Origin of the sequence: Acutalibacter muris (assembly GCF_002201475.1) — a bacterium.
In the GTDB taxonomy this organism is placed as follows: Bacteria; Bacillota; Clostridia; order Oscillospirales; family Acutalibacteraceae; genus Acutalibacter; species Acutalibacter muris.
On record NZ_CP021422.1, the window covers coordinates 2,149,179 to 2,171,527 of the forward strand.

The following is a 22,349-nucleotide window of genomic DNA, read 5'->3' on the forward strand; positions in this document are numbered from 1 at the left end:
ACCGGCAAGGATGAATCGGACATCACGGAGCTGGACCGCAGCAAGATCGAGGAACAGAAGAAGGCCGTCCGCGCCGGGTACGACATCGACATCATCCCCTCCGACCTCGCCACCTACGGCAGGGACGCCAAGGCGCTCCTGAAGGAATTGCAGAGCCAGAACGAGCGGATGTTCATGGTGACGTTCCTGGTGATGAACACCGGGCGCACCGAGCAGGAGCTGGAGACCAACGTGTTCCAGTCCCAGAGCATCGCCCAGAAGCACAACTGCGTCCTGCGGCGGCTGGACTTCCAGCAGGAGCAGGGCCTGATGTCCTCCCTGCCGCTGGCGCAGAACCTCATCGAGATACAGCGTGGCCTGGACAACCAGATAAGCAATATCGAAAGCACCCACCCCGGCTATGACGAGTACCGCTACGACCTGGCGGAGATCGGCCATAACCCCTATGAGCTGGCCTCTTACCTGACCGTCCTGTTCGAGGACTACACCAGGGCGGAGGTCCAAAGCACCCTGCAAAGCCTGTTCGCCCAGCAGTACACCCTCACCCTCACGCCGGAGGTGGAGGTTCGCTACCGCACAGAAACAAGGACGGACAGTGAGGGCAACGACTACGATGTGGAAGTGCCGTACAACTATCATATCCTCAATGTGAAGCTGACCAACAAGGGGCTGGGGGCCGTGATCCGGGCCTCCGGGCTGACAACAGAGCAGTCCGACCGCTATGATGTGCTGATGACCACCAGCGGCAACCGTTCGGAGCTGTTCGGGGAGGATGTGTACGGCGTGTCCGGGGGCGAGTACACGGACTATGACATCCCCGGCGAGGCGCTGACCGATGAGAAATTCCGCAGGATGATAACTGAGGCGGAGAAGTACCTGGGCTACCCCTATGTCTGGGGCGGCAGTTCCCCCAGCACAAGTTTTGACTGCTCCGGCTTCGTGTCGTGGGTCATCAACCACAGCGGCAACGGCTGGAACGTGGGGCGGCTGGGCGCCAGGGGGCTGAAAAATATCTGCGACATCATCCCGCCCGACCAGGCGAAGCCGGGAGACCTGATCTTCTTCCACCACACCTACGACGCCCCGGACCCCAGCGACGCCACCCATGTGGGCATCTATGTGGGCGATGGGATGATGATCCACTGCGGCAACCCCATCTCCTACGCCAGCACCGAGAGTAACTATTGGCAGAGCCATTTCCTGTGCTTCGGGCGCATCAGGTGACGCCGCTGGCAAGACCACAAGACCATGGGAGGTGAGGAACAAGATGGAGCAACAATTGGCTCAGTATGACAATGCACAGCAGGAAAAAGAGAATGCAGAGTCCCGGCTGGATGAGATTTTTACTATCCTGGCTGGAATGGAGAATCATCCGATGGTATATGATGACAGGTTGGTGAGGCAGGTGCTGGAATGTGTGGTGGTGGAGTCGAAGGAGAAGATTAAGGTGATTTTTGCGGGAGGTCTGGAAGTTGAGCAGACGATACCAGTTTGATGTGAGGGTTCAGATACGCATACAGATTTGGCGAAAATATCTTTTTGGTCGTGCGTTCACACAGACTTGGCCTGGAATTCTTTGGAATTCCGGGCTTTTTTCGTGTTTTGGGGTGGTGGAATGCGGTCTATGGTGCTGTTCTCTATGGCGTGTATTTTGCGCTTTTTTCGTATCCGGTGCCATCCGTTTCTAACCTTTCCGTCTGGCAAATCATCAAAAATCTTGGGCGCTCTCCTGTACTGCCTTGCTCTCGTTAAAAATTGAACCCGTCTGTGATCCCCTGTAGGCGGGTTGTGTCTTTCTTGACATAGTACATTTCCGTGATTTGTGAGGTGCTGTGGCCCAGGAGGTCAGCTACTTGGCGGGGTGAGAGAGCCATCAGCGTTCCGTCCGGCTGGCGGATGCCGTTGACCAGCGAAGACCCGAAGGTGTGTCTGAAACTGTGGAGGCCCTTCTGCTCTATCCCAGCGGCTTTGAGAATCCGATAGTACCGTTTGCAGAAGTTCACCGGGCGGGTATAGTCGCCCTTCTCGTCGCTCACGAGGGGCGTTGTGGGGCCGAAATCGCGCTCCTGGCGTAACTTCCTTACCGCCTGCTCCGCGGCCTCATTCAGCGGCACACGGCGTTTGCTGGTGGCGGTCTTGGTTTTGCCCACCTTCACTTCCCGACCCGGGACGTAGTCTGTTCCCTCCCGCCTACACACCTCTTTCACGTTTTGACGTACTTCCAAGTACCTGCCCTCCAGATTGATGTCGCTGTTGAGGAGGCCAAGCAGCTCCCCGGTGCGCAGGCCTGTGTTTAGCATGAGGATGTACGCTGCGGGCTGCTGGTACTTGGGTTTGCCGTTGGAGTAGGTGCTGAACGCCTCAGACTTGAATTTCTCAATTTCTTCTGGCGTGAAAACTGTGACGGTTTCCTGCGTGGGCAAGTCCTCTTTGTTTTGCGCCGCCATAAAGTTTGACTTCTTTATCGTTGGGACACTGTTCATGGGATTCTTCGCTAGGATTTCCTGCTGGGTTAGGCAACGGAAATACTCGTTGAGGACGATATACACCTTCTTGACTGTGGTGTAGGCATAGCCCTCACCCATCCAGTGGTTTAGCAATTCCTTGAGGTCTGCGGCGGTAATGTCACCTACTACTTTTTCACCGAGCAGAGGAAAAATTTGGTGCTCCACTGTACATTCACAGCGGTCGTAGGTGGTGCGCTCAACCGAGGGAAACTTGAATACTTGGAGCCAGTGGGTCATGCTCTCTTTCAAAGTTTTGCGGGATTCATCTGACTCCTGCAAAGCATCGTTAAAGACCGCAACGTAATCGGTCATTTTCTTGGTAACTTCTGCCTTGGTGGTGCCGGAGAATGATTTACGCTTACGTTCCCCTCTCTCGTCCATGTACCAGACTGTGCCGTCCCAGCGGTCATCGGTTCTCTTAAAGGCTTTTCCGTTTGTCAACAACTTTTTCTGAGCCATATCTGTCAGCCTCCCTTCGTCAACAACACAACATACCACAGCTTACCACGAAAGTCCACTGACATTTTTCTTACTTTTTGCGTTGTGATTTCAGAATTTCTAAAGGCCGTATTCTTTGTTATGCGGCGCAAATTTTGAGCGCACTATGATGTCCCTCTATCTCCCCTTCAGGGGCAGGGGGAGAGCCGGGTTTCCCGGCTCCTGCGTCCGGCGTATAGCCGGATGCTATGCTTGCCCTGCCCTGCTTAAAAGCAGGCTTTTCTTTGCATATTCTTGCTCAAAGCTGCTTCTCATCCACCGACCCCTGATTTCTGAATGTTCTTATCTCTGATTTTGCCCTAACGGTCGGCTCTGCCGTCCGATGTCACCCGCGCGGTAGACCCCGCGCTTTAACCTGCTTGAAAATCGACACTCTGGAATCTATGCGAATTGTGCAATACGTCAGTGCCTTTACGGTGTATAATCCCTTAAAGCCAGTCTCAAAATCCAGGTCAGATACGCCGCAACATTCCCCTGAATATTCCCGCCCTTATAAATCGTCACAAATGCCCCACAAAGGCGTTTATCTCGCTCTGTCCTGGGTGTTCTTTACTCCTGTCACAAAACCGCCAACACCGCCCTCACATAGCTCAATTGCCGTGTATGTGTACTTCCTGCATTTTCCTTTCTCGTAATCTTAAGAATCTTTAAGACAGGTTTAGAATTTTTAAAGCCCACCATTTCAGCTTTTCAGTTATAATGGTAAAGACATGGCGGGTGCAAATATCCCGCGATACTATTATTCTAGGAGGTCTTTTGAATGAACACGAAAATCCAGGAACGTATTCAGCAGGAGGGTTTGGCTTCTTCTAAAGAAGTCCGGCAGGCGAAGGAAGCGAACCAAGTTGGTAACACCGTGAAGGCAGAGGAAAAAAGCCAATCCCATCAGTCCCGTGTCATCCGTATTGACCAGTACATTCCCTCTAAAGGGGGACAAACCGAATCCTTTGGACATTATCAGCCGGTAAAGGATGAAAACGGCAATAAAACGATTCAATTCCGCGCCCCCACGGATGCATCCGATTCTGTTCCCGCCACCTTTGGCACACCCAAAGGCGCTGAACCTCAAAAAGAGGCAGGGGGAACGCCTAAGAGCCAAACAGATAGTTTCAGCCTTTCGTCAGGTAAGCTGAAGCTGATGGGGCTGAAAAATAAGCAAAAAAAGTTGGAGCAGCAAATTCGGCAGGCTCCTGACCCGGACAGTAAGCAGGAGCTGAAGAAAAAGCTGGACCTGGTGAAACGAGACATGAAAGCCGCTAAGCAATGATTTTTCTTGACGCTGCCAATGGGCATATAGTATAATTACATATAACATGGTGTGGTGCAACCTGGAAATGGACCATCTTAAGATTTGTTAAGAAGTGAAGGCATAATCTTTTAAGAACTTCCTGATAGAATCATAATTGCCGAGGGAGAAAACCCCAGAGGCTAAAATTGAAAGGAAGTGTTTATTATGACAAACAGTAACAAAAAAGCAAGATGGCAGAAGGTTGGCACTTTGGCCTTGGCAGGACTTATGACGATGGCGATGCTTACCGGCTGCGGTGGAAAAAAGAAAGCAAGCGTTCAGAACAGCAAGCCCAAACAGACCCAGAGCCAAATCCAGGGCGGCAAGAACAACAAGAAACAGACCGCCACAAAGAAGAAGGACACCAAAAAGGACACCCCAAGCTCCTCACAGGTGTCCAGCGATAGGGGGGACGATAATTCCTCTGTTTCGTCCGGCTTGAGCGACAAGAAAGGCAAGGATAATTCGTCCGTTTCTTCCAACCTGACCGGTAAGGACAAGAAGGGCAATTCCTCCTCCATCAACAAAGACAACGCCTCCACTAGTAAGCAGGACAAAAAGGGCAATTCCAGTACCATCGGCAAGAAAGATACCGGCAATTCCACGGATAGCAAAGCTGACAAGTAGGGCGGCTCTAAATCTGATAAAAAGGATACAAAGGGCAGCTCTTCCAGCAAGGCCGGCGCGGGTAAAAAGGCCGGCGCCGTAAAAGGCTGACATATAATTTGGCGGTTGTAGGGTTCCGCCTCAGACACAAATTGCGTACAAGGTTTCGTCCTTTTATATAAAACACATGCAGAAAGCTCTCCGGAATATACTGAGAGCTTTTTGTATGTGAGCCATGTGGAAAGTGAGGGAAGAGGTATGGAAACACAGTCAATTTTGGTGGTAGAGGACGAAACGGATATCCGGGAAGGCATCCGTATTTTATTGGCTGGTGAAAATTATACAATTATTGAGGCTGAAAATGGGGAACAGGCCCTACAGCGCATGAACGATACCATTGACCTGGTCATCCTGGATGTAATGATGCCTGGCATGTCCGGGCTGCGGGTATGTGAGGAGCTTCGGAAAAGCTATACTGTCCCTGTGCTGTTTCTTACTGCAAAGGCCCAGGAATCGGACAAGCTTATTGGCCTTACTGCCGGGGGCGACGATTATCTGACCAAGCCTTTTTCCTACGCCGAGCTCATTGCCCGGGTCAAGGCCCTGCTGCGCCGGTACTGCGTCTATCAGGGAAAGAACCAGCCTGGGACCACCTATGAGGGCAACACCCTCTCCTGTGGAGGAGTGGAAATCGCTTTAGACCACAACCAAGCCTGGGTAGACGAAAAGGAGATAGAACTGACAGAGATAGAATATAACATTCTGCGTATCCTTATGCAGCATCCGCAGCAGATTTTTTCTGCCCAGATGATTTATGAAACCGTCTGGAATGAGCCGTATTTTCATATTTCTAACGGTACGGTGATGGTGCATATCCGTAAGCTGCGGGTAAAAATAGAGGCCGATCCCCAAAACCCCACGCGCATTAAAACCGTTTGGGGAAAAGGGTATCGGTTCGGTTGGGAGACTCACAATGAAATGGTTCACTAAACGCCGGGGGTTGGCCTGGCAGTTCGGGGGTTTGCTGGTCATGTCCGGAATACTGTGCGGGATTTTTTTCGCGGTCATGCACCTGAGCATAGAAGAGTTTCTGTTCCAGCAAATCAACAGCCCGGAGTTCCAGGAGCAAGCGACGGAAAAACGCATTACAGAGTTTCAAACATATGTGACGGTAAACCAGCTTTCCACTTCTGACGGCGCCGAACTTGCTCAATGGGTCAGGAAAAACCCTCTGCTTTTGATGGAAATATACCGCTCCAATGTATTGATTTTCACCTCCTCCGCGCCGGAAAACCAGGCGGTGCTTGCCAATGATACCGAGGCCCCTTATTACGAGTGGATGTCCTATTATGTGGTGGAGTTTGCCGACGGGAATGCCGATGTCCTGCTGTACAGCGATGATGGCTATCGCTATTCTACCATTGCCACTATTTTTGAGCTGATGCTATGCACTTTACTGTTTTTGGGGATTTTTCTGCACGGCTGTCAAAAAATCGTGCGCTATATTCAGCTTATCAGCAAGGAGATTCTGGCCATGGAGAGCGGCGACCTGGACAATGCCATTACTGTCAAAGGCAGCAATGAACTGAGTACCTTAGCCCAAGGGCTGGATTCCATGCGGCAGGCTTTTCGTGCCCAGCAGGAGCGGGAGGCCCAATTCTTCGCGGCGAACCAGGCTTTGATTTCAGAGATGTCTCATGACCTGCGCACGCCGCTGACCTCGCTGCTAATCTATACCGAAGTGTTGCGATATGGAAAATATGAGAATCAGGAACAGCTTTTGGAATACCTTGACAAAATAGACAGCAAGGCGCAGCAAATCAAGCAGCTTTCGGAAAACATTTTAGAGTATTCGCTGCAATCAAAGGAAACCGTACCGGAGCTGGAAACTCCCGCGCCGATAGAAATGGTATTTGAAGAACCCTTATCAGAGATGATAACGGAGCTTTCGCGGCACGGATTCATGTGCGATGTGGAGCCCTTCGGGGAGCCGATGCTTATCGCTGTCCGGGGCCAGTATATCCGCAGAATTATGGACAATATCCTTTCCAATATACAGAAATACGCCGATAAAAAACAGCCGGTACGAATTTGGCCGCTGGAAAGCGAGCTTACAGCAAGACTTATTTTTGAAAACACCGTTGCAGACGTTAGCTCTGGAAGCAGCGGCACGCAGATAGGCGTAAAAAGCATTGGCAGCCTTATGGAGAAAATGGGCGGCTCCTGTCAGATAGAGAATACAGATGGTAAGTACAGAATCGCGCTGGATTTTCCAAAAGTAGAGGTTGAAAAACTTAAAGAAGAAAGTACAGAACCGGGAGGATGAATGCGATGACTATTGAAACAGAAAGGCTGATTCTGCGCCCTTTTTCTATAGATGATGCGGAAGATGTATATGAATATCTGAAAGAACCGATGGTAAATTGTTTTGCGGATATGAAACTAAACTCTCTGGAAGAAGCGAGGGTTGGGGTTCAGAAAAGGTCAGGCGAAACCGAATACTACTTTGCCATAGTTCTGAGGGAAGTCAATAAAGTCATTGGGGAAATTAACGCTTGTCCGGAACCGACAGACTCCCATAGCCCGGGGGCGGTGCTGGATACATTCAGCCCATGCTGGATGCTGAACAAAGACTACCACGGAAAAGGGTATGCCTATGAAGCGGCTTATGCCTTCTTCGATTATTTGTTCAAAGAGAAAGGCGCGCGGCGTATTTATGCTTATACAGAGGATTACAATATTTCCAGCCAGCGGTTATGCGAAAAGCTCTGTATGCGCCGGGAGGGCGTTTTTAAGGAATTCATATCTTTTGTCAACAATCCTGACGGGACACCGCATTATGAGAATACGGTTCAGTATGCCATTTTGAGAAAGGAGTGGTTTGAACGGGCTTTTGACTGCGAGGATATCGATGCTGATTGGTAGGAGTATTGGAAGAGACAGGATGCAAATGTTTTGCAGAGTGCTTTTCTTTAGTTCAGCGGCGAAAAATTTGAGGAGAATTCTGACCTGACAAAGTTTTATTTCTATGTTACTATTGCAACGTTGGAGGCCTTTTTTATAATCTCTTTCCCTGATGGTGTGAAAATTCTCTAATTTCTGGGCTTAAAATTTCGAATAGCATCAATAAATCATCAAAACTTTTTGGAGTGTGCGGCTTAGAAACACAAACGGCTCAACCGTGCGGAAAACTGGCTGCTATATGCCCGCCCATGCTTTTTCCACATCCACTCCAAAACCGCGTGTCGGTGGGGCGAATCCTTCTGCCCCTGCCAAAGACTTGTCTGGCGGCAAGTCTCACTTGGCCCGGAATCCCTTGGAATTCCGGGCTTTTCTCGTGTTTTGGGGTGGTGGGGTGCGGTCTGGCGTGCTGCTCTCTTTTGCGTATATCTTGTTGCTTTTTCGCATCTGGTCGTATCCGTTTCTAACCCTTCCGTCTGGCACAGCATCAATAAATCATCAAAAATCCGGGGCGCTCTCCCTTGTGCCGCCTTGCTCTCGCTAAAAATTGAACCCGTCTGTGATTCCTTGCAGGCGGGTCGTGTCTTTTTTGACGTAGTACATCTCGGTTATCTGCGAGGTGCTGTGGCCCAACAAGTCGGCTACCTGGCGAGGTGATAAGGCGAGAATCGTGCCATCTGGCTGTTTCACGCCATTTATAAGCTGTGTGGCAAAATGGTGTCTGAGGCTGTGGAGGCCCTTCTGCTCTATCCTTGCGGCTTTCAAAATTCTGTAGTACCTCTCGCGGAAATTGACCGGCCTGGTGTAGTCGCCATTCTCGTTGCTCACAAGGGGCGCTGTGGGGCCGAAATCGCATTCCTGGCGTAACTCCTCTATCGTGGCTATAGCTGCCCCATTCAGGGGCACACGGTGCTTACTGGTGGCTGTTTTGGCCTTGCCTACTTTCACTTCCCGCCCCGGAACGTATCCCGTCCCCTCACGCCTACACACCTCTTTCACGTTCTGGCGTACCTCCAGGTATTTGCCTTCCAGGTTGATATCGCTGTTGAGAAGGCACAGCAGTTCACCTGTCCTAAGCCCTGTGTTCAGCATGAGAATGTAGGCTGCTGGCTGTTGGTACTTAGGCTTTCCATTGCTGAATCGGCTGAATGCCTCAGTTTTGAATTTTTCTATTTCCTCCGGCGTGAATATTGTTACGGTTTCCTGGGTAGGTAAATCCTCTTTGTTCTGCGCTGCCATGTAATTGGACTTCTTTATCATGGGTACACTATTCATAGGGTTCTTGGAGAGAATTTCTTGCTGGGTCAGGTAGCGGAAATATTCTTTGAGGACGATGTAAACTTTCTTCACCGTGGTGTAGGCGTAGTCCTCATTCATCCAGTGGTTCAGCACTTCTTTGAGGTCAGCTGCGGTGATGTCACCTACCACCTTATCTCCCAGCAGAGGAAAACCCGTATTCTTTGTTTAGCGGTGCAAATTTTGAGCCGCGCGCTCGCCTGTAAAAGTGGGTCCGGGCTACTGCCCGGTTCATGTGCCGTCCGACAACGTAGGACGAGTGCTCTGCTTGCCCTGCCCCATGGATAGGGTTTCTCGCGCATATACTTGCACTTCCTCTCGCATAATTGTGTCTTCTTGACCGACCCTGATTTTCAGAAAGTAAAATACCTTATTTTGCCCCCACGGTCGGCTCTGCCGTCCGATGTTACCCGCGCGGTAGGTCTCACCTGTCGGTTCGGTCGGCGCTTGACGGTCCCCACTGGGGACCAGCGCCCCGCGCTTTAACCTGCTTGTCTTTCTGACTGTTTTCTGCACCCTTTGAGGCTGGATAATCTTTCATAGACCTGCATACCTGCTCTTTATCTGGCCTGGTAGCTGTCCCCTCACAAACCGCCACAAATGTCCCAACACGGTGCTTTTGTTCGTTGTCGGTCAACTCCCTACCACTGCCTCAAATCGCCTAACAGCGCCTTCACACGGCTCAACAGCCCACTGTTCACTTTTCCTCTGCGCCAAAAATTCAAATTCAGTAAAAGTTCGATAGTCACAGCTTTTGGCGCGGTCCTGGATATCTCCTCCCCCGTTGACTTTCCCCCGCCCCATATGCTAAACTATGTAATGCACTCACACCACCAAAGGGGGCGGTCAAAACGCGCGTGCTTATATGTGACGACGACAGCGGGCTCTTACAAGGGCTTTCCTCCCTGCTGCTGGACTTTTTCAGCGAAGCCAGGCTTTCCCCGCCGGAGCTTGCGCTGTATAATGAAGGCGAAACGCTCCTTCAGTCCGAGCTCTTACCGGGGGACCCCCGGGCGGACATCGCCTTTCTGGACGTGGAGATGCCAGGTCTCAGCGGCATTGATGTGGGCCAGCGGCTCATGGAGCGGAACCCCTACCTCAAGATTTTTATAGTCACCTCCTATGCCGACTATCTGGATGATGCCATGCGCTTTCACGTGTTCCGCTATCTCTCAAAGCCCATAGACAGAGAGCGGCTCTTTCGGAATATGCGCGACGCCCTGACTCAGCTGAGCATGGACACCCGGCCCATCGTCATCGAAACCGGCGATGGCGCCGTCACCCGTTTTGCCGACGAGATAATGATGGTGGAAGCCGATGGCCGTCTGACCCTTGTGCACACGGTGGACAATACCTATCCCTCCCCGCGGAAGATTTCCCACTGGGAGCGGGCGCTGGCTCTGCCCAGCTTTTATATGACCCACAGGAGCTTTCTTGTGAATATGAAGTACGTCAGCCGGTTCGACCAGTCCACAATAGACCTTGGCTCCCCGTCCGGGCGGGTGTGCAGGGCATATATGGCCCGGCGGCGCTATAAGGACTTCAAAAACGCCTATTTAACGTATGTGGAGGTGGTACACTGATGATGGAGACCGCCGCGCTTTTGGGAGGGTTTCTGCTTTTGGCCCTCTCGGCCCGCCTGATGTATCGGGGCTATGCCGCGCTGCTTCGGCGGGTGTCCCGGTGGGACCCGAAGCCCGCCGCTTTAATGCTCACCGGCTTCTCCCTTGCCACTTTATTCCTGCTGTTCATCATGGCCTATGCCGCTGTCATAATCGATATGCGCCTGACAGTGGGGTCAATGCTCCTGGGCGGGCTTATGATACTTCTGTTTGACAATGTGCTCATATATCTTGGCTATCGCTTCAGCCGCCAGCTCGACCAGCGGGAGCTGACCCGGCAGCTCGCCCTTCAAAGGCGGGAGTCGGAGCTCAGCTACTATAAGGCCCTGGAGGAGCAATACGACCGGCAGAGGGTGCTGATACACGACATCAGGAAGCACCTTGCCGCCGTGCGCGACCTGGCCGACGAGGGCGACCATGGGGCCGTGGCCGAGTATATCCGGCAGCTGGAGGCCTCCCCGGCCCTGCAGAACCGGGTGCGCCTGTGCGGCAACCACACCCTGGACGTGGTGCTGGCCCGATATGCGGAGATATGCCGCAGGAAGGACATCCGCTTCACCGTAGACGTGCGGAGCAAGTCCGTGGACGCCCTTGCCCCCGCCGACCTGACAGCCATCTTCGGCAACCTCTTAGAGAACGCCGTGGCTGCGGCCACGGGCTCCAATGACCCCCGGATTGACCTTACGGTGGACCTTCGCCCGGGAGGCGCGGTGTCGGTGAGCCTTGTGAACACCTGCATAAGTCCACCCGCTCCCGATGGTAAGGGCGGTTTCCTCTCGGGGAAGCCCGGGCCTGAGCACGGGGCTGGGCTTCGGAGCGTGCGCATGGCCGTGGACCAGTACGGCGGGGCCATGCGGCAGTATTACCGGGAGGATACCGGGCGGTTCCATACGGTGATAGTGCTGGAAACATAGGTTATGCGGCGGGAATCCCGCCGCTTTTTCGCGCTCCGCATACCAAAAATGCCCCTTTTTTGACCGTTCATGTAAAACCCATTGCATTTGTCCCAGGATTTTGCTATCATCGTGGTAAAGAAAGGAGCGGATATCCATGAAGCAGATTTCTATAATCATACCGGCCTACAAAAACCCGAAGGAGCTGCGGCTGACCCTTAGCTCCATATCCAGCTCGGACTTCCCCCTGAAGCAGGTGGAGGCGCTGGTCTGTGACGACGGCTCCCTGCCGGACATGGGGCCTGTAGCAGAGGAGTTCTCGGAGGCTCTCACCGTCCGGCACTTCTGGCAGGAGGACAGGGGCTTTCGTCCGGGGCAGGCCAGGAACATGGGCATACGCGCCGCCGAGGGCGAGCTCTGCCTGTTCCTCGACAGCGGCGTGGTGCTGGCCCCGGACTGCCTTAAAGAGCACTGGCGGGTCTATCAGGAGCATGGGGAGCGCCTTGTGACCATCGGCTATATCTACGGCAACGACCTCATCTCCGACCTTGACGAAATGCGGGACATTATCGACGCCAACCCGCCCGGGCGGGCCATGGAGATAATGGCCGGGCGGGGTATGCTGGACGGCCGGGAGCGGGACTACACCATGTGCGGGGACAAGCTCTGGCTCTGGCCCGCTCCCTGGATAGTTCTCTGGAGCCTGCACTTTGCCGTGCCCACAAGGTTCATGCGGGAGAACCACATCTACTTCGACGAGTTCTTCTGCACCTGGGGCTGTGAGGACAACGACTTCGGCATAAGGCTCCACAGGGCCGGAGGGAAGTTCGTCCTGGCAAGGGGCGCCAGGGCCATGCACTACCCGGCGAAGGTCCGAAGCTATGACAGGCTCCATAACGACCCGGACTTCCGGGCGGGCTGGCTCAGAAATAAGGAGTATCTGAAGGAAAAGCATAGGGACGACCCGCTGGTACAGCTCTGGATGAACGAGGGCGGCCTTGCCGTGAAGCAGCTGCCCCTTTTAGAGGAGGGCTGACTATGGACGGCATCCCTCTTATCAGGTTCTACTACGACAACCGGCGGCACCTGCCGGGGCTGGTGATCATCGTGGCGCTGTCCCTGGTCTCCGGCGTACTCAAGACCCTCTCGGCTACATACTGGGGCCGGGCGGTGGATCTGGGGGTCGCAGGGCTCATAGAGGAAATGCTCACGGCGGCGGGGCTTATGGCCCTTTTTATCCTCCTGGACTGTGCCCGAACGGCCCTGCACTACAGGCTCATAGGCCGCATCACCGAGGATATGTTCCTGGAAGTGCGGGCCCGAGCTTTCCAGAGCCTCACCCACGCCGACCCGGCCATCTTAGAGGAGCACTGCCGTACAGGAGACGCCGCCGTGCGCCTGAACGGCGACATAGACTTCCTCAGCACCTTCTCCGCTGGGCATATCAGCAACTTCTCCCGGCAGGTCTTCTCCGGGCTTTTCGGCCTTGCCACCTGCATCTTCATCTCCTGGGAGCTGGCCCTTGCGTATATGATAATACTGCCCGTGTCCCTATGGCTGGTGGGGGCCATCAGCCGGCCCATACAAGCCCGCCTAAAGCAGTCCATGGACATCTCCGGCTCGGCCATGAGCCTTGCCGCCGAGTGCATAAAGAACGGCCTGACGGTAAAGGCTTTCGGGGCGGAGAGGCATATGGATAAGCGCTTCTCTGAGGCTGTGGACGGGTCCTGCGCCCAGAAGATAGCCTCGGAGCGGCTATCAATGAAGATGACCGGTGTGAAGTACATCTCAAACGTGCTCCAGACCATGTGCCTTTTCCTCATAGGCTCATGGCTGGTCTCGGTGGGGCGGCTGAGCGTCGGGGCCTTTGTGAGCTTTGTGACTCTCAGCGCCTATATCAGCGACGCCTTCGGCCAGTCGGACTACATGATAAAGACCGCCAGGAGCGCCTCCGCCTGCGCCCAGCGGTACTACGAGATAATAGACATTCCCGGCGAGCGCCCGGGCACGGTGCAGAGTCCCCTCTCCCCCATGCCCGCCAGCGCGGAGAATATGGGCTTCACCTACCCCTCTGGGGTGCGGGCCGTAAACGGCCTGAATCTGCGCGTCCCCAAGGGCAGGAAGATCGCCGTGGTGGGACCAAGCGGCGGTGGGAAATCCACGCTGTTGAAGCTTTTATGCCGGTTCTACTGCCCGGATGTGGGGAGCCTTAAGCTCTTCGGCGGGGAGTCCGACCAGTGGGAGCCGGACGCTCTGCGGGGACAGATGGCCATAGTCACCCAGGACTCCCTATTGTTTGGCGGGAGCTTCTATGAGAACCTGAAGCTGGGTAAACCCGGGCTCAGCCGGGAGGAGTGCGAGGGTGCTCTTCGGGAAGTGCGGCTCTGGGAGCTGGTGAGTTCCTTCCCCGACGGCATCGACCATCCCATCGGGGAAGGAGGTATGAGCCTCTCCGGGGGCCAGCGCCAGCGGCTGTGCATTGCGAGGGCGCTGGTGAAGGACGCATCCCTGGTTCTGCTGGATGAGGCCACCTCAGCCTTAGACCTTGAGACCGAGCGAGAGGTGCAGTCGGCGCTCATACCCCTGCTCCGGGGCCGGACTGTGGTTGTGATAGCCCACAGGCTCTCGTCGGTCATGGACGCGGACTATACCTATGTGGTGGAGCGCGGCCGGGTGGCCGAGGAGGGCACTCCGGAGGAGTTGCTGAGTAAAAAGGGCAGGTACTGGGAGATGTGCCGCCTGCAGGGACTTGTGGAGGGTGAAGCATGAAGAAAACACCTGCATTGAAGCTATATATAAGGGCCTTCTCGTATCTGGGGCCGGACAAGGGGCTGTACGTTTTGGGGGTGCTTATGAGCTGCTGTGAGTTTGCCCTGCTATTCGCCCTGCCGTATGTGAACCAGGCGCTCATAGACATGGTGACCGGGGCGCGAAGTGGAAACATCATGCTGACCATGCTCCTGATGCTGGGGCTGTTCCTGCTTCTGGTGCCGCCGGTGGTGTACGGCGCGTTCCTTCGGGCAAAATGCTCCCAGCGGAGCGTGGCCCGGGTGCAGAAGCGGATTTTCGGCCATATCTGCCGTATGCCCCACGGTGCTCAGGTAAGGTACCGCACCGGGGACTATATCACCCGCCTCTCGGACGACGCGGGCCGGTGCGGGAACATGCTGGGGGGCTTCTCGGTGGTGCAGCTTTTGCGGTTCATAGCCGTATTCCCGGCGACGCTCATATTACTGCTCATAAATGACTGGAGAATCGCCCTTATCAGCCTTGCCTATGGCGGGGTGAATATCGCTCTTTCCATGTACCTGAACCCCAAGGCCAAGGGCCAGGAGGCTGTGGCAAAGGAGGAGATAGACAGCTCCGCGTCATTTCTCGTTGAGGCAATGCGGAATATACCGGTCATAAGGGTATTTGTCATGCAGAAAGCCCTTGGGGAGCGGTACAGGGAGATCTGCGGCCGGGTGCGGGAGAAGCGCATAAGGTACCAGGACTGGATAGGGCTTACCTACGGGGTGGTGGACTTCTTCGCCCAGTCGGCCCAGGCGGTGGGGTTCATACTGGGGGTGCTGCTGTCCCTGGGCAGGGGGAGCCTTGGCCAGGCGGTGTTCAACGCCACTCTGATGGGCATGATGGGCGACGCCTTCTACCGCCTGAGCACCTTCCTCCTGCTGGCCCAGCGGAACCTTGTGTCCATAGAGCGGGTGGAATCGCTGTTATCCGAGCCCCTTGAGGATCTGGACAGGGGCTCGGATAGTGTCAGCACCGAGGGTGAAACGGCGGTGGAGCTTCGGGACGTGTGCTTCTCCTACGACGGCAAAAGCAACGCCATCGACCACCTCTCCCTCACCCTCCGGCGGGGGGAACATCTGGCTGTGGTGGGCGGCTCCGGCGGCGGGAAGTCCACCCTTATAAAGCTCCTTGAGGGCTTCTACGCCCCGGACAGCGGGGAGATAGCCTGGTTCGGGCAGACCGGCCTGTCCCTTCGGGCCATACGAAGCCTCTTTGGCTATGTGCCCCAGGAGTGCGGCCTTTTCGACGGGGCCATCGGCGAGAACATCGCCCTATGCCGGCCGGACGCATCGCAGGAGGAGGTGGAATCTGCCGCTAAGGCGGCGGATATCCATGAGACCATACTCTCCCTCCCCAACGGCTACAACACCCTGGCGGGCGAGGGCGGCGGCAGGCTCTCCGGCGGCCAGCGCCAGCGGGCAGCCATCGCCCGGGCGCTCCTCAAGGGCTCGCCCATACTCCTGCTGGACGAGGCCACCGCCTCGCTGGACTCTGAGGTAGAGCGGGAGGTACAGGCCTGCATCGAGCGGGTGTCCCGAGGTATGACCACCGTGACCGTGGCCCACAGGCTGAGCACGGTGGAGAACGCCGACCGCATCCTGGTGCTGGAGGGGGGCAGGATCGTGGAGGAGGGGGACTTTGCAGGGCTTATGGATATGAGGGGGAGGTTCTGGGAGATCTATGAGGGGCAGATGAGAGAGGAGGAAATAATGGGGTATTTAGAGAGATAGTTGCAAATCAGGCTTATTTATGATATACTGGAAACACAAACAATAAGGGGGGATCGTATATGTGTACTGCCGAGCAGTTGAATGTATTGAAAGCCGATCTGGTTAATAAATATTCCAGCTTATTTGGAAACTCTCTGCGGCAAGTCATTTTATACGGTTCCTATGCCCGGGGTGATTTTAACGAAGAATCGGATGTAGATGTGGCTGCTCTTGTGGACTGTCCACGGGAAACGCTCCAAAGAGCGTTTGAACAGTTAGGTGAGATTTCTTCGGAGTTAAGTCTGGCCTATGGGATCACCGTTTCGCCAACTGCTATCCCATTTGCGGATTTTCAGAACTATCAGGATGCATTACCTTACTACCGCAATATTCGCAACGAGGGGGTGCAGTTATATGCCTGACGTTAAATGGAGAGAGCTTTCCGATTACAGAATTGAAACGGCGAAAGAAACGCTGGAAACCGCCAGACTTCTTTATGAAAATGCGCGATACAAAGATAGCGTCAATCGCTCCTATTACACGATATTTCCATAGTATGCGGGCGGTTCTCGCGCTGGAAGGTGTTGACTATAAAAAGCATTCTGGCGTGATTGCCCATTTCAGAGAAAATTATGTTAAACCGGGTATATTCTCGAAAGAATTATCCGCCATTATCGGGCAAGCGGCTTTGATTCGCAATCAAAGCGATTATGAGGATTTCTTTCTCGTGTCGGCTGAGGATGCTGAAAAACAGTTGCTTGTTGCAGCCGAGTTCTATGCGGCCGTATCTAATTATTTGCAGACCGGGGAAAACCAATTATAGCACTTTATTCTAATTTCCGCTTTTCTATGTTTAGCGGTGCAAATTTTGGCTGTGGAACTCATTCCTTGGGGCTTGAGATTTTCGGATATCATCAATAAAGCATCAAAACTTCTCGGAACGAAAATCGAAGAAACACAAACGGCTCAACCGCGCGGAAAACTGACTGCCATATGTTCGCTGATGTCTTTTCCACATCCACTCCAAAACCGCGTGCCGAGGGTTCGAATCCTTCTGCCCCTGCCACAGATATGGCCCGGAATTCCTTGGAATTCCGGGCTTTTCTCGTGTTTTGGGGCGGTGGGCTGCGGTCTGTCGAGCCGCTCTCTATGGCGTGTATTTTGCGCTTTTTTCGCATCTGGTCGCATCCGTTTCTAACTTTTCCGTTTGGCACAGCATCAATAAATCATCAAAAATTAGGGGTGGTCTCTCCCCTGGGCTGGCTTGCTCCTGCTAAAAATTGAATCCGTCTGTTATTCCTTGTAGGCGGGTGGTGTCTTTTTTGACGTAGTACATCTCGGTGATTTGCGAGGTGCTGTGGCCCAGGAGGTCGGCCACCTGCCGGGGCGAGAGTGCTTTGATGGTGCCGTCGGGCTGTTTCACGCCGTTTATCAGTTGGGTCGCAAAATGATGTCTTAAACTGTGCAATCCTTTCTGATCTATGCCCGCTGCTTTCAAAATCCGGTAGTACCTCTTGCGGAAGTTCACCGGCCTGGTGTAGCCGCCCTTCTCGTCGCTCACGAGGGGGGCTGTGGGGCCGAAGTCGCGTTCTTGGCGCAACTCCCTTACCGCCTGCACTGCGGCCTGATTCAGGGGCACACGGCGTTTGCTGGTGGCGGTCTTTGTTTTGCCCACCTTCACTTCCCGGCCCGGGACGTAGTCTGTTCCATCGCGCCTACAAACTTCCTTTACGTTTTGGTGCACCTCAAGATATTTATGCTCCAGGTCAATGTCGCTGTTGAGCAGGCCAAGCAGTTCCCCGGTACGCAGGCCGGTGTTCAGCATGAGGATGTAGGCCGCTGGCTGCTGGTATTTCGGCTTGCCGTTACTGAATTTACTGAACGCCTCAGCCTTGAATTTCTCTATTTCCTCTGGCGTGAACACTGTGACCGTTTCCTGTGTGGGCAGGTCTTCTTTGTTCTGCGCAGCCATGAAGTTTGACTTCTTTATCATGGGTACGCTGTTCATAGGGTTCTTTTGCAGGATTTCTTGCTGAGCCAGGTAGCGGAAATACTCGTTGAGGACGATGTACACTTTTTTGACTGTGGTGTAGGCGTAGCCCTCGCCCATCCAGTGGTTCAAAACTTCCTTGAGGTCGGCTGCGGTGATGTCGCCTACCACCTTTTCTCCGAGCAGAGGGAAAATCTGATGCTCCACTGTACATTCGCAACGGTCGTAGGTCGTGCGCTCCACTGAGGGAAATTTGAACACTTGGAGCCAGTGGGTCATGCTCTCCTTGAGTGTCTTGTGGGATTCATCGGACTCCTGCAATTCTTCGTTAAAGGCCGCAACGTAGTCGGTCATCTTCTTAGTGACTTCCACCTTGGTGGTCCCGGAGAAGGATTTGCGCTTGCGCTCTCCTCGCTCATCCATGTACCAAACTGTACCACCCCAACGGTCATCCGTTCGCTTAAAGGCCTTTCCATTTGTGAGCAGTTTCTTTTGTGCCATGCTTGTCAGCCTCCTTTCGTCAACAACACAACATACCACACCTTGCCGCGAAAGTCTACTAACATTTTTCTTACTTTTTCTGCCCTCCCGAAAAAGCTCTTTCTTTGTTTATGCGGCGCAAATTTTGAGCGCCGAGCAAAGCCATTCCAACTCCCCTTTAGGGGGCAGGGGGAGAGCCGGGAACTCCCGGCTCATGCGGACGGCGTATAGCCGGACGCTATGCTTGCCCTGCCCCATGGGCAGGCTTTCTCGTGCATATACTTGCACTTCCTCTCGCATAACTGCGTCTTCTTGACCGACCCCTGATTTTCAGAAAGAAAAATCTCTTAGTTTGTCCTAACGGTCGGCTCTGCCGCCCGATGTCACCTGCGCGGTATACCCCGCGCTTTAACCTGCTTGTCTTTTTGACCGTTTCCTGCGCCTTTTGAGGCTGGATAATCTTTCATAGTCCTGCATATCTGCTTTTTGTATATCCTGATAATCGTTCTATTCACAAATTCTTTACATTCGCACTACTACAATAGTCTTGACAGCTCTCGCACTATTGTGATAGTATAATAGCACAAACTATTGCAATAGTTTCAAAGAAAGGACCGATAAAAATGCCAATCAAGCTATTCGACTCCGAACTGAAAGTCATGAACGTCCTCTGGCGCGGCGGCGACCACACCGCCAAGGAAATTTCCGACATCCTTAAGGCCGAGACCAACTGGAACATGAACACCACCTATACCGTCATCAAAAAGTGTATCGCCAAGGGGGCTATCGAGCGCAGTGAGCCTGGCTTTCTCTGTCACGCCCTCATTCCAAAGGAATCCGTGCAGGAGGCCGAGACCGACGAGCTCATAGGCAAGCTGTACGACGGCTCGGTGGATAAGCTGTTCGCCGCGCTGCTGGGGCGCAAAAAGCTCTCGGCGGAGCAAATTAACCGGCTGAAACAGATGGTTGAGGGCGAGGTGGAGAAATGAGCCTCCTGCAAATGAGCCTGTCCGGCGCGGCCATGATTTTGGCGATCCTGCTGGTCCGAACGCTGGCTCTACAACGGCTACCCAAGCGGCTATTCCCGGCGCTGTGGTGGCTGGTGCTGATCCGCCTGCTGGTACCATTTTCCCTGCCCGCGCCGTGCAGTGTGTACTCGCTTTTGAGCCGCCCCGTGCCGGTTGCGGTACACCAGCCCGGGCCAGTAATAGCGCCCCTCTCCCCTTCCGCTTGGGCGGGCGAAGCCACCGGAACGCCTACTGCTGTGGGCGGCGCTGCCGCAAGCGTTGACCCCTGGGTCGCGCTCTGGCTGGCAGGATTCTTGGTATGCTCCTGGTACTTTATGGCAGTCTATGTAAAATGCCGTCGGGAGTTCCGGGAGGCACTGCCTGTTCACAACGACTATGTGAGTGTGTGGCTCAAGGAGCATAGGCTTCGCCGCCCGGTCACCGTCCGGCAGTCGGACAGAATAGCCGCACCGCTGACCTACGGTATCCTGCGCCCGGTGATACTCCTGCCCAAGTCAACGGACTGGGACGACAGGGAAACTTTAGGCTGCGTGCTGGCCCACGAGTGGGCGCATATCTGGCGGTTTGACGGACTTTTGAAGCTGGCGCTGGCTGCCGCGTTCTGCGTCCACTGGTTCAACCCGCTGGTCTGGGTCATGCTGTTCTTTGCCAACCTGGACATCGAGTTGGCCTGCGATGAAGCGGTACTCCAGCAACTGGGACAGGACATGAGGTCCGGGTACGCCATGGCGCTTATCCGCATGGAGGAGCGCAGAGGCGGGCCGCCCCTGATAGGAAATTATTTCAGCAAAGCTCCTATTGAAGAAAGGATAAAATCAATTATGACTATTAAACGGAAATCTATGATTGCGCTGGCTCTATCCATCTGCCTAATAGGCGGTACAGCGACAGTTTTTGCCACCTCCGCCAGCGCGGATAACAACAATAATGATGCATCCCAAACCAGCTATGTGGTGGAAAACAAAGATGCCGCCCTGGTTTCCTATACCGATGAAAACGGCACCACCTACTACAGCTTCGATGACGGCGAGACCTGGACCGCCATGACCGACGAGGAGTTCGCCGCAGCATACCCCGAGCCGGAGGTCGAGTGGTGGACTGCCGCAGAATACGCCGCATGGTTAGAGAACGAGAAAAGGGATTTGCAGGATATGATCGGCTCAAAAGGTTGGACACAAAGCACCGGCTGGTTCACTTGGACCCAGGAGATGGTGGACGAGACAATAGCCGAGTACGAGGAAATTCTGAACATGATTGAGAGCGGCTATCTTGTCTCCAAGACCGTTGACGGAGATGAGAACACCATGCTGGTAATGAATCCCCTTGACCGGGTGGTTGGCAGCGCGGACTGGGAGAACGCCATAGAGGCAAAAGAGCAGTCCGATTTTTACGATGATACTTTCGACTACACGAGCCTTTTCGACGACTACAAGAGCTGCGGGCTTACCTTCCAGAACAGCGACGGCAACCTGTACTGGAACGGCCAGCGGGTGCGCATCTTTGTGGACGGCGCGGAGCATGAGGGCGGATGGGTTTCTCAGTATGAGCATTACGACCCGGAGGGCAGTATTGATGTTCGGACCGTCCGGGAGCGGGTGGATAACGGCGACGGCAGCTACAACCTGATGGGGCCCCTGGTGCGGCTGGAGGAGTTTGAGCCTGAGCAGATGTTTTTGGATGCCCTGGAGGGCCAGCGGTATGTGGGTGCTGAATTCCAGTACGAGGCTGAGCGCACTGCCCAGGAGCTGAAGCGGTACGAAAAGTTTGGACTGACCTTTGATTCGAATGCCAACAGCCCAACAGGCAGCCTCTCCATGAGCTGGAACGGCCAGCCGGTGCGCAGCCTGTTCGACCCGGAACGCCAGCTGTGGGTGTGCAACAGCCTGGGTACGAAGGGCCTGGACCTGGAGGCCGTCTATGAGAATGGCGAGCTCACCGGCCTGCGGGAAAGCGCGGAGGATAAAAGTTTCGTGGAGAGCGGGACGGTCATAAACGCTGACGCCACAGCTACTGAAGGTACTGGCGACAACTCCGGGGAGACCATTGCGGAGCGTATGGAGAAGTATGCGCCCTATGGGGTGAGCTATCAGGAGAAGGGCGGCAAGAGGAGCATACGGTATGAAGGCAAGGCTGTAGACAGCTTTACGGACATGAGGCCGGGAGGTGGTGTGTTCTCTGTTAAGTCTACGGATGGCGGGGAGATCGCTCTGGTTACGGTTTATGATGGGGATGGGAAGCTAAAGGGAGTTAAAGCTATGCTGTCGTATCGTTTTTAAGATTTTGGAGAAGTAAATGGTATGATTTGGAAATGCTTTCTTTGTTTTGCTGCGCAGATTTTGAGGGAGGAATTGCTGCTTGATACAGCTTGATTTCCATGTTACCATTATAAAACAAATGGCTTTTCCCACATCCACTCCAAAACCGCGTGTCGGTGGGGCGAATCCTTCTGCCCCTGCCAAAGACTTGTCTGGCGGCAAGTCTCACTTGGCCCGGAATCCCTTGGAATTCCGGGCTTTTCTCGTGTTTTGGGGTGGTGGGGTGCGGTCTGGCGTGCTGCTCTCTTTTGCGTATATCTTGTTGCTTTTTCGCATCTGGTCGTATCCGTTTCTAACCCTTCCGTCTGGCACAGCATCAATAAATCATCAAAAATCCGGGGCGCTCTCCCTTGTGCCGCCTTG

20 protein-coding genes and 1 pseudogene are annotated in these 22,349 nt (G+C 54.2%); 17 read left to right on the top strand and 4 right to left on the bottom strand.

Going from position 1 to position 22,349, the window contains the following annotated elements:
* Positions 1-18: 18 nt before the first annotated feature.
* Together ADH66_RS21420 and ADH66_RS11010 are read left to right on the top strand one after the other, a co-directional pair.
* Positions 19-1,224 (top strand): annotated as a pseudogene (locus ADH66_RS21420) (CD1108 family mobile element protein); the annotation flags it as partial.
* Positions 1,225-1,267: 43 nt separating this feature from the next.
* Complete coding sequence (locus ADH66_RS11010) at positions 1,268-1,495, top strand: hypothetical protein (protein ID WP_066540915.1); 228 nt, start codon at positions 1,268-1,270, stop codon at positions 1,493-1,495.
* A gap of 253 nt (positions 1,496-1,748) precedes the next feature.
* On the opposite strand, the gene ADH66_RS11015 is transcribed toward ADH66_RS11010, so the two are convergent.
* The gene (locus ADH66_RS11015; RefSeq protein ID WP_066540913.1) at positions 1,749-2,966 is read right to left on the bottom strand and encodes a tyrosine-type recombinase/integrase; all 1,218 of its coding nucleotides are present in this window, start codon (positions 2,964-2,966) and stop codon (positions 1,749-1,751) included.
* Between the two features lie 799 nt (positions 2,967-3,765).
* On the opposite strand from ADH66_RS11015, the gene ADH66_RS11020 reads away from it, so the two are divergent.
* The 5 genes from ADH66_RS11020 (at position 3,766) to ADH66_RS11040 (ending at position 7,824) form a co-directional block, all read left to right on the top strand.
* Positions 3,766-4,272, top strand: coding sequence for a hypothetical protein (locus ADH66_RS11020; protein ID WP_066540903.1), 507 nt, complete (start codon positions 3,766-3,768; stop codon positions 4,270-4,272).
* Positions 4,273-4,458: 186 nt separating this feature from the next.
* On the top strand, positions 4,459-4,920 hold the full coding sequence (locus ADH66_RS11025) for a hypothetical protein (protein ID WP_066540897.1): 462 nt from the start codon (positions 4,459-4,461) through the stop codon (positions 4,918-4,920).
* 237 nt (positions 4,921-5,157) lie between these two features.
* Positions 5,158-5,889 (top strand): response regulator transcription factor, encoded by a 732-nt coding sequence (locus ADH66_RS11030; RefSeq protein WP_066540895.1) that lies wholly within the window; start codon positions 5,158-5,160, stop codon positions 5,887-5,889.
* Positions 5,873-7,225, top strand: coding sequence for a sensor histidine kinase (locus ADH66_RS11035; protein WP_084384531.1), 1,353 nt, complete (start codon positions 5,873-5,875; stop codon positions 7,223-7,225). The genes ADH66_RS11030 and ADH66_RS11035 overlap by 17 nt, the downstream gene beginning before the upstream one ends.
* A gap of 5 nt (positions 7,226-7,230) precedes the next feature.
* Positions 7,231-7,824 carry a GNAT family N-acetyltransferase gene (locus ADH66_RS11040; RefSeq protein ID WP_066540893.1) on the top strand — a complete coding sequence of 198 codons (594 nt, stop codon included), beginning with the start codon at positions 7,231-7,233 and terminating at the stop codon, positions 7,822-7,824.
* 576 nt (positions 7,825-8,400) lie between these two features.
* On the opposite strand, the gene ADH66_RS11045 is transcribed toward ADH66_RS11040, so the two are convergent.
* The gene (locus tag ADH66_RS11045) at positions 8,401-9,288 is read right to left on the bottom strand and encodes a tyrosine-type recombinase/integrase (protein ID WP_066540891.1); all 888 of its coding nucleotides are present in this window, start codon (positions 9,286-9,288) and stop codon (positions 8,401-8,403) included.
* A 725-nt stretch (positions 9,289-10,013) separates the two neighbouring features.
* Here ADH66_RS11045 and ADH66_RS11050 point away from each other — a divergent pair.
* The 8 genes from ADH66_RS11050 to ADH66_RS11080 all read left to right on the top strand — a co-directional run bounded on the left by ADH66_RS11050 (position 10,014) and on the right by ADH66_RS11080 (position 16,996).
* Positions 10,014-10,739: a LytR/AlgR family response regulator transcription factor gene (locus ADH66_RS11050; protein ID WP_066540890.1), complete on the top strand. Its 726-nt coding sequence runs from the start codon at positions 10,014-10,016 to the stop codon at positions 10,737-10,739.
* Positions 10,739-11,692 (top strand): sensor histidine kinase, encoded by a 954-nt coding sequence (locus ADH66_RS11055; protein WP_066540889.1) that lies wholly within the window; start codon positions 10,739-10,741, stop codon positions 11,690-11,692. The genes ADH66_RS11050 and ADH66_RS11055 overlap by 1 nt, the downstream gene beginning before the upstream one ends.
* 136 nt (positions 11,693-11,828) lie before the next feature.
* Positions 11,829-12,707 (top strand): glycosyltransferase, encoded by an 879-nt coding sequence (locus tag ADH66_RS11060; protein ID WP_066540888.1) that lies wholly within the window; start codon positions 11,829-11,831, stop codon positions 12,705-12,707.
* A gap of 2 nt (positions 12,708-12,709) precedes the next feature.
* Positions 12,710-14,440 (top strand): ABC transporter ATP-binding protein, encoded by a 1,731-nt coding sequence (locus ADH66_RS11065; RefSeq protein WP_066540885.1) that lies wholly within the window; start codon positions 12,710-12,712, stop codon positions 14,438-14,440.
* Positions 14,437-16,194 (top strand): ABC transporter ATP-binding protein, encoded by a 1,758-nt coding sequence (locus ADH66_RS11070; RefSeq protein ID WP_066540882.1) that lies wholly within the window; start codon positions 14,437-14,439, stop codon positions 16,192-16,194. The genes ADH66_RS11065 and ADH66_RS11070 overlap by 4 nt, the downstream gene beginning before the upstream one ends.
* Before the next feature lie 59 nt (positions 16,195-16,253).
* A complete protein-coding gene (locus ADH66_RS11075) occupies positions 16,254-16,595 on the top strand; it encodes a nucleotidyltransferase domain-containing protein (RefSeq protein WP_066540879.1) in 342 nt (113 codons plus the stop codon).
* A complete protein-coding gene (locus tag ADH66_RS21290; protein WP_250644847.1) occupies positions 16,588-16,728 on the top strand; it encodes a HEPN domain-containing protein in 141 nt (46 codons plus the stop codon). The genes ADH66_RS11075 and ADH66_RS21290 overlap by 8 nt, the downstream gene beginning before the upstream one ends.
* Positions 16,670-16,996, top strand: coding sequence for a HEPN domain-containing protein (locus ADH66_RS11080; protein WP_250644848.1), 327 nt, complete (start codon positions 16,670-16,672; stop codon positions 16,994-16,996). Before ADH66_RS21290 ends, ADH66_RS11080 begins: the two co-directional genes overlap by 59 nt.
* 450 nt (positions 16,997-17,446) lie before the next feature.
* Here the strand turns inward: ADH66_RS11080 and ADH66_RS11090 are convergent, their stop codons facing one another.
* Both ADH66_RS11090 and ADH66_RS20040 read right to left on the bottom strand, forming a co-directional pair.
* A complete protein-coding gene (locus ADH66_RS11090; RefSeq protein ID WP_066540875.1) occupies positions 17,447-18,664 on the bottom strand; it encodes a tyrosine-type recombinase/integrase in 1,218 nt (405 codons plus the stop codon).
* A 108-nt stretch (positions 18,665-18,772) separates the two neighbouring features.
* Positions 18,773-18,943, bottom strand: coding sequence for a hypothetical protein (locus ADH66_RS20040; RefSeq protein ID WP_157130710.1), 171 nt, complete (start codon positions 18,941-18,943; stop codon positions 18,773-18,775).
* Between the two features lie 323 nt (positions 18,944-19,266).
* Between ADH66_RS20040 and ADH66_RS11095 the strand changes: the two genes are divergently transcribed.
* Together ADH66_RS11095 and ADH66_RS11100 are read left to right on the top strand one after the other, a co-directional pair.
* On the top strand, positions 19,267-19,632 hold the full coding sequence (locus tag ADH66_RS11095; RefSeq protein WP_066540874.1) for a BlaI/MecI/CopY family transcriptional regulator: 366 nt from the start codon (positions 19,267-19,269) through the stop codon (positions 19,630-19,632).
* On the top strand, positions 19,629-21,947 hold the full coding sequence (locus tag ADH66_RS11100) for a M56 family metallopeptidase (protein WP_066540871.1): 2,319 nt from the start codon (positions 19,629-19,631) through the stop codon (positions 21,945-21,947). Before ADH66_RS11095 ends, ADH66_RS11100 begins: the two co-directional genes overlap by 4 nt.
* Positions 21,948-22,349 lie beyond the last annotated feature (402 nt).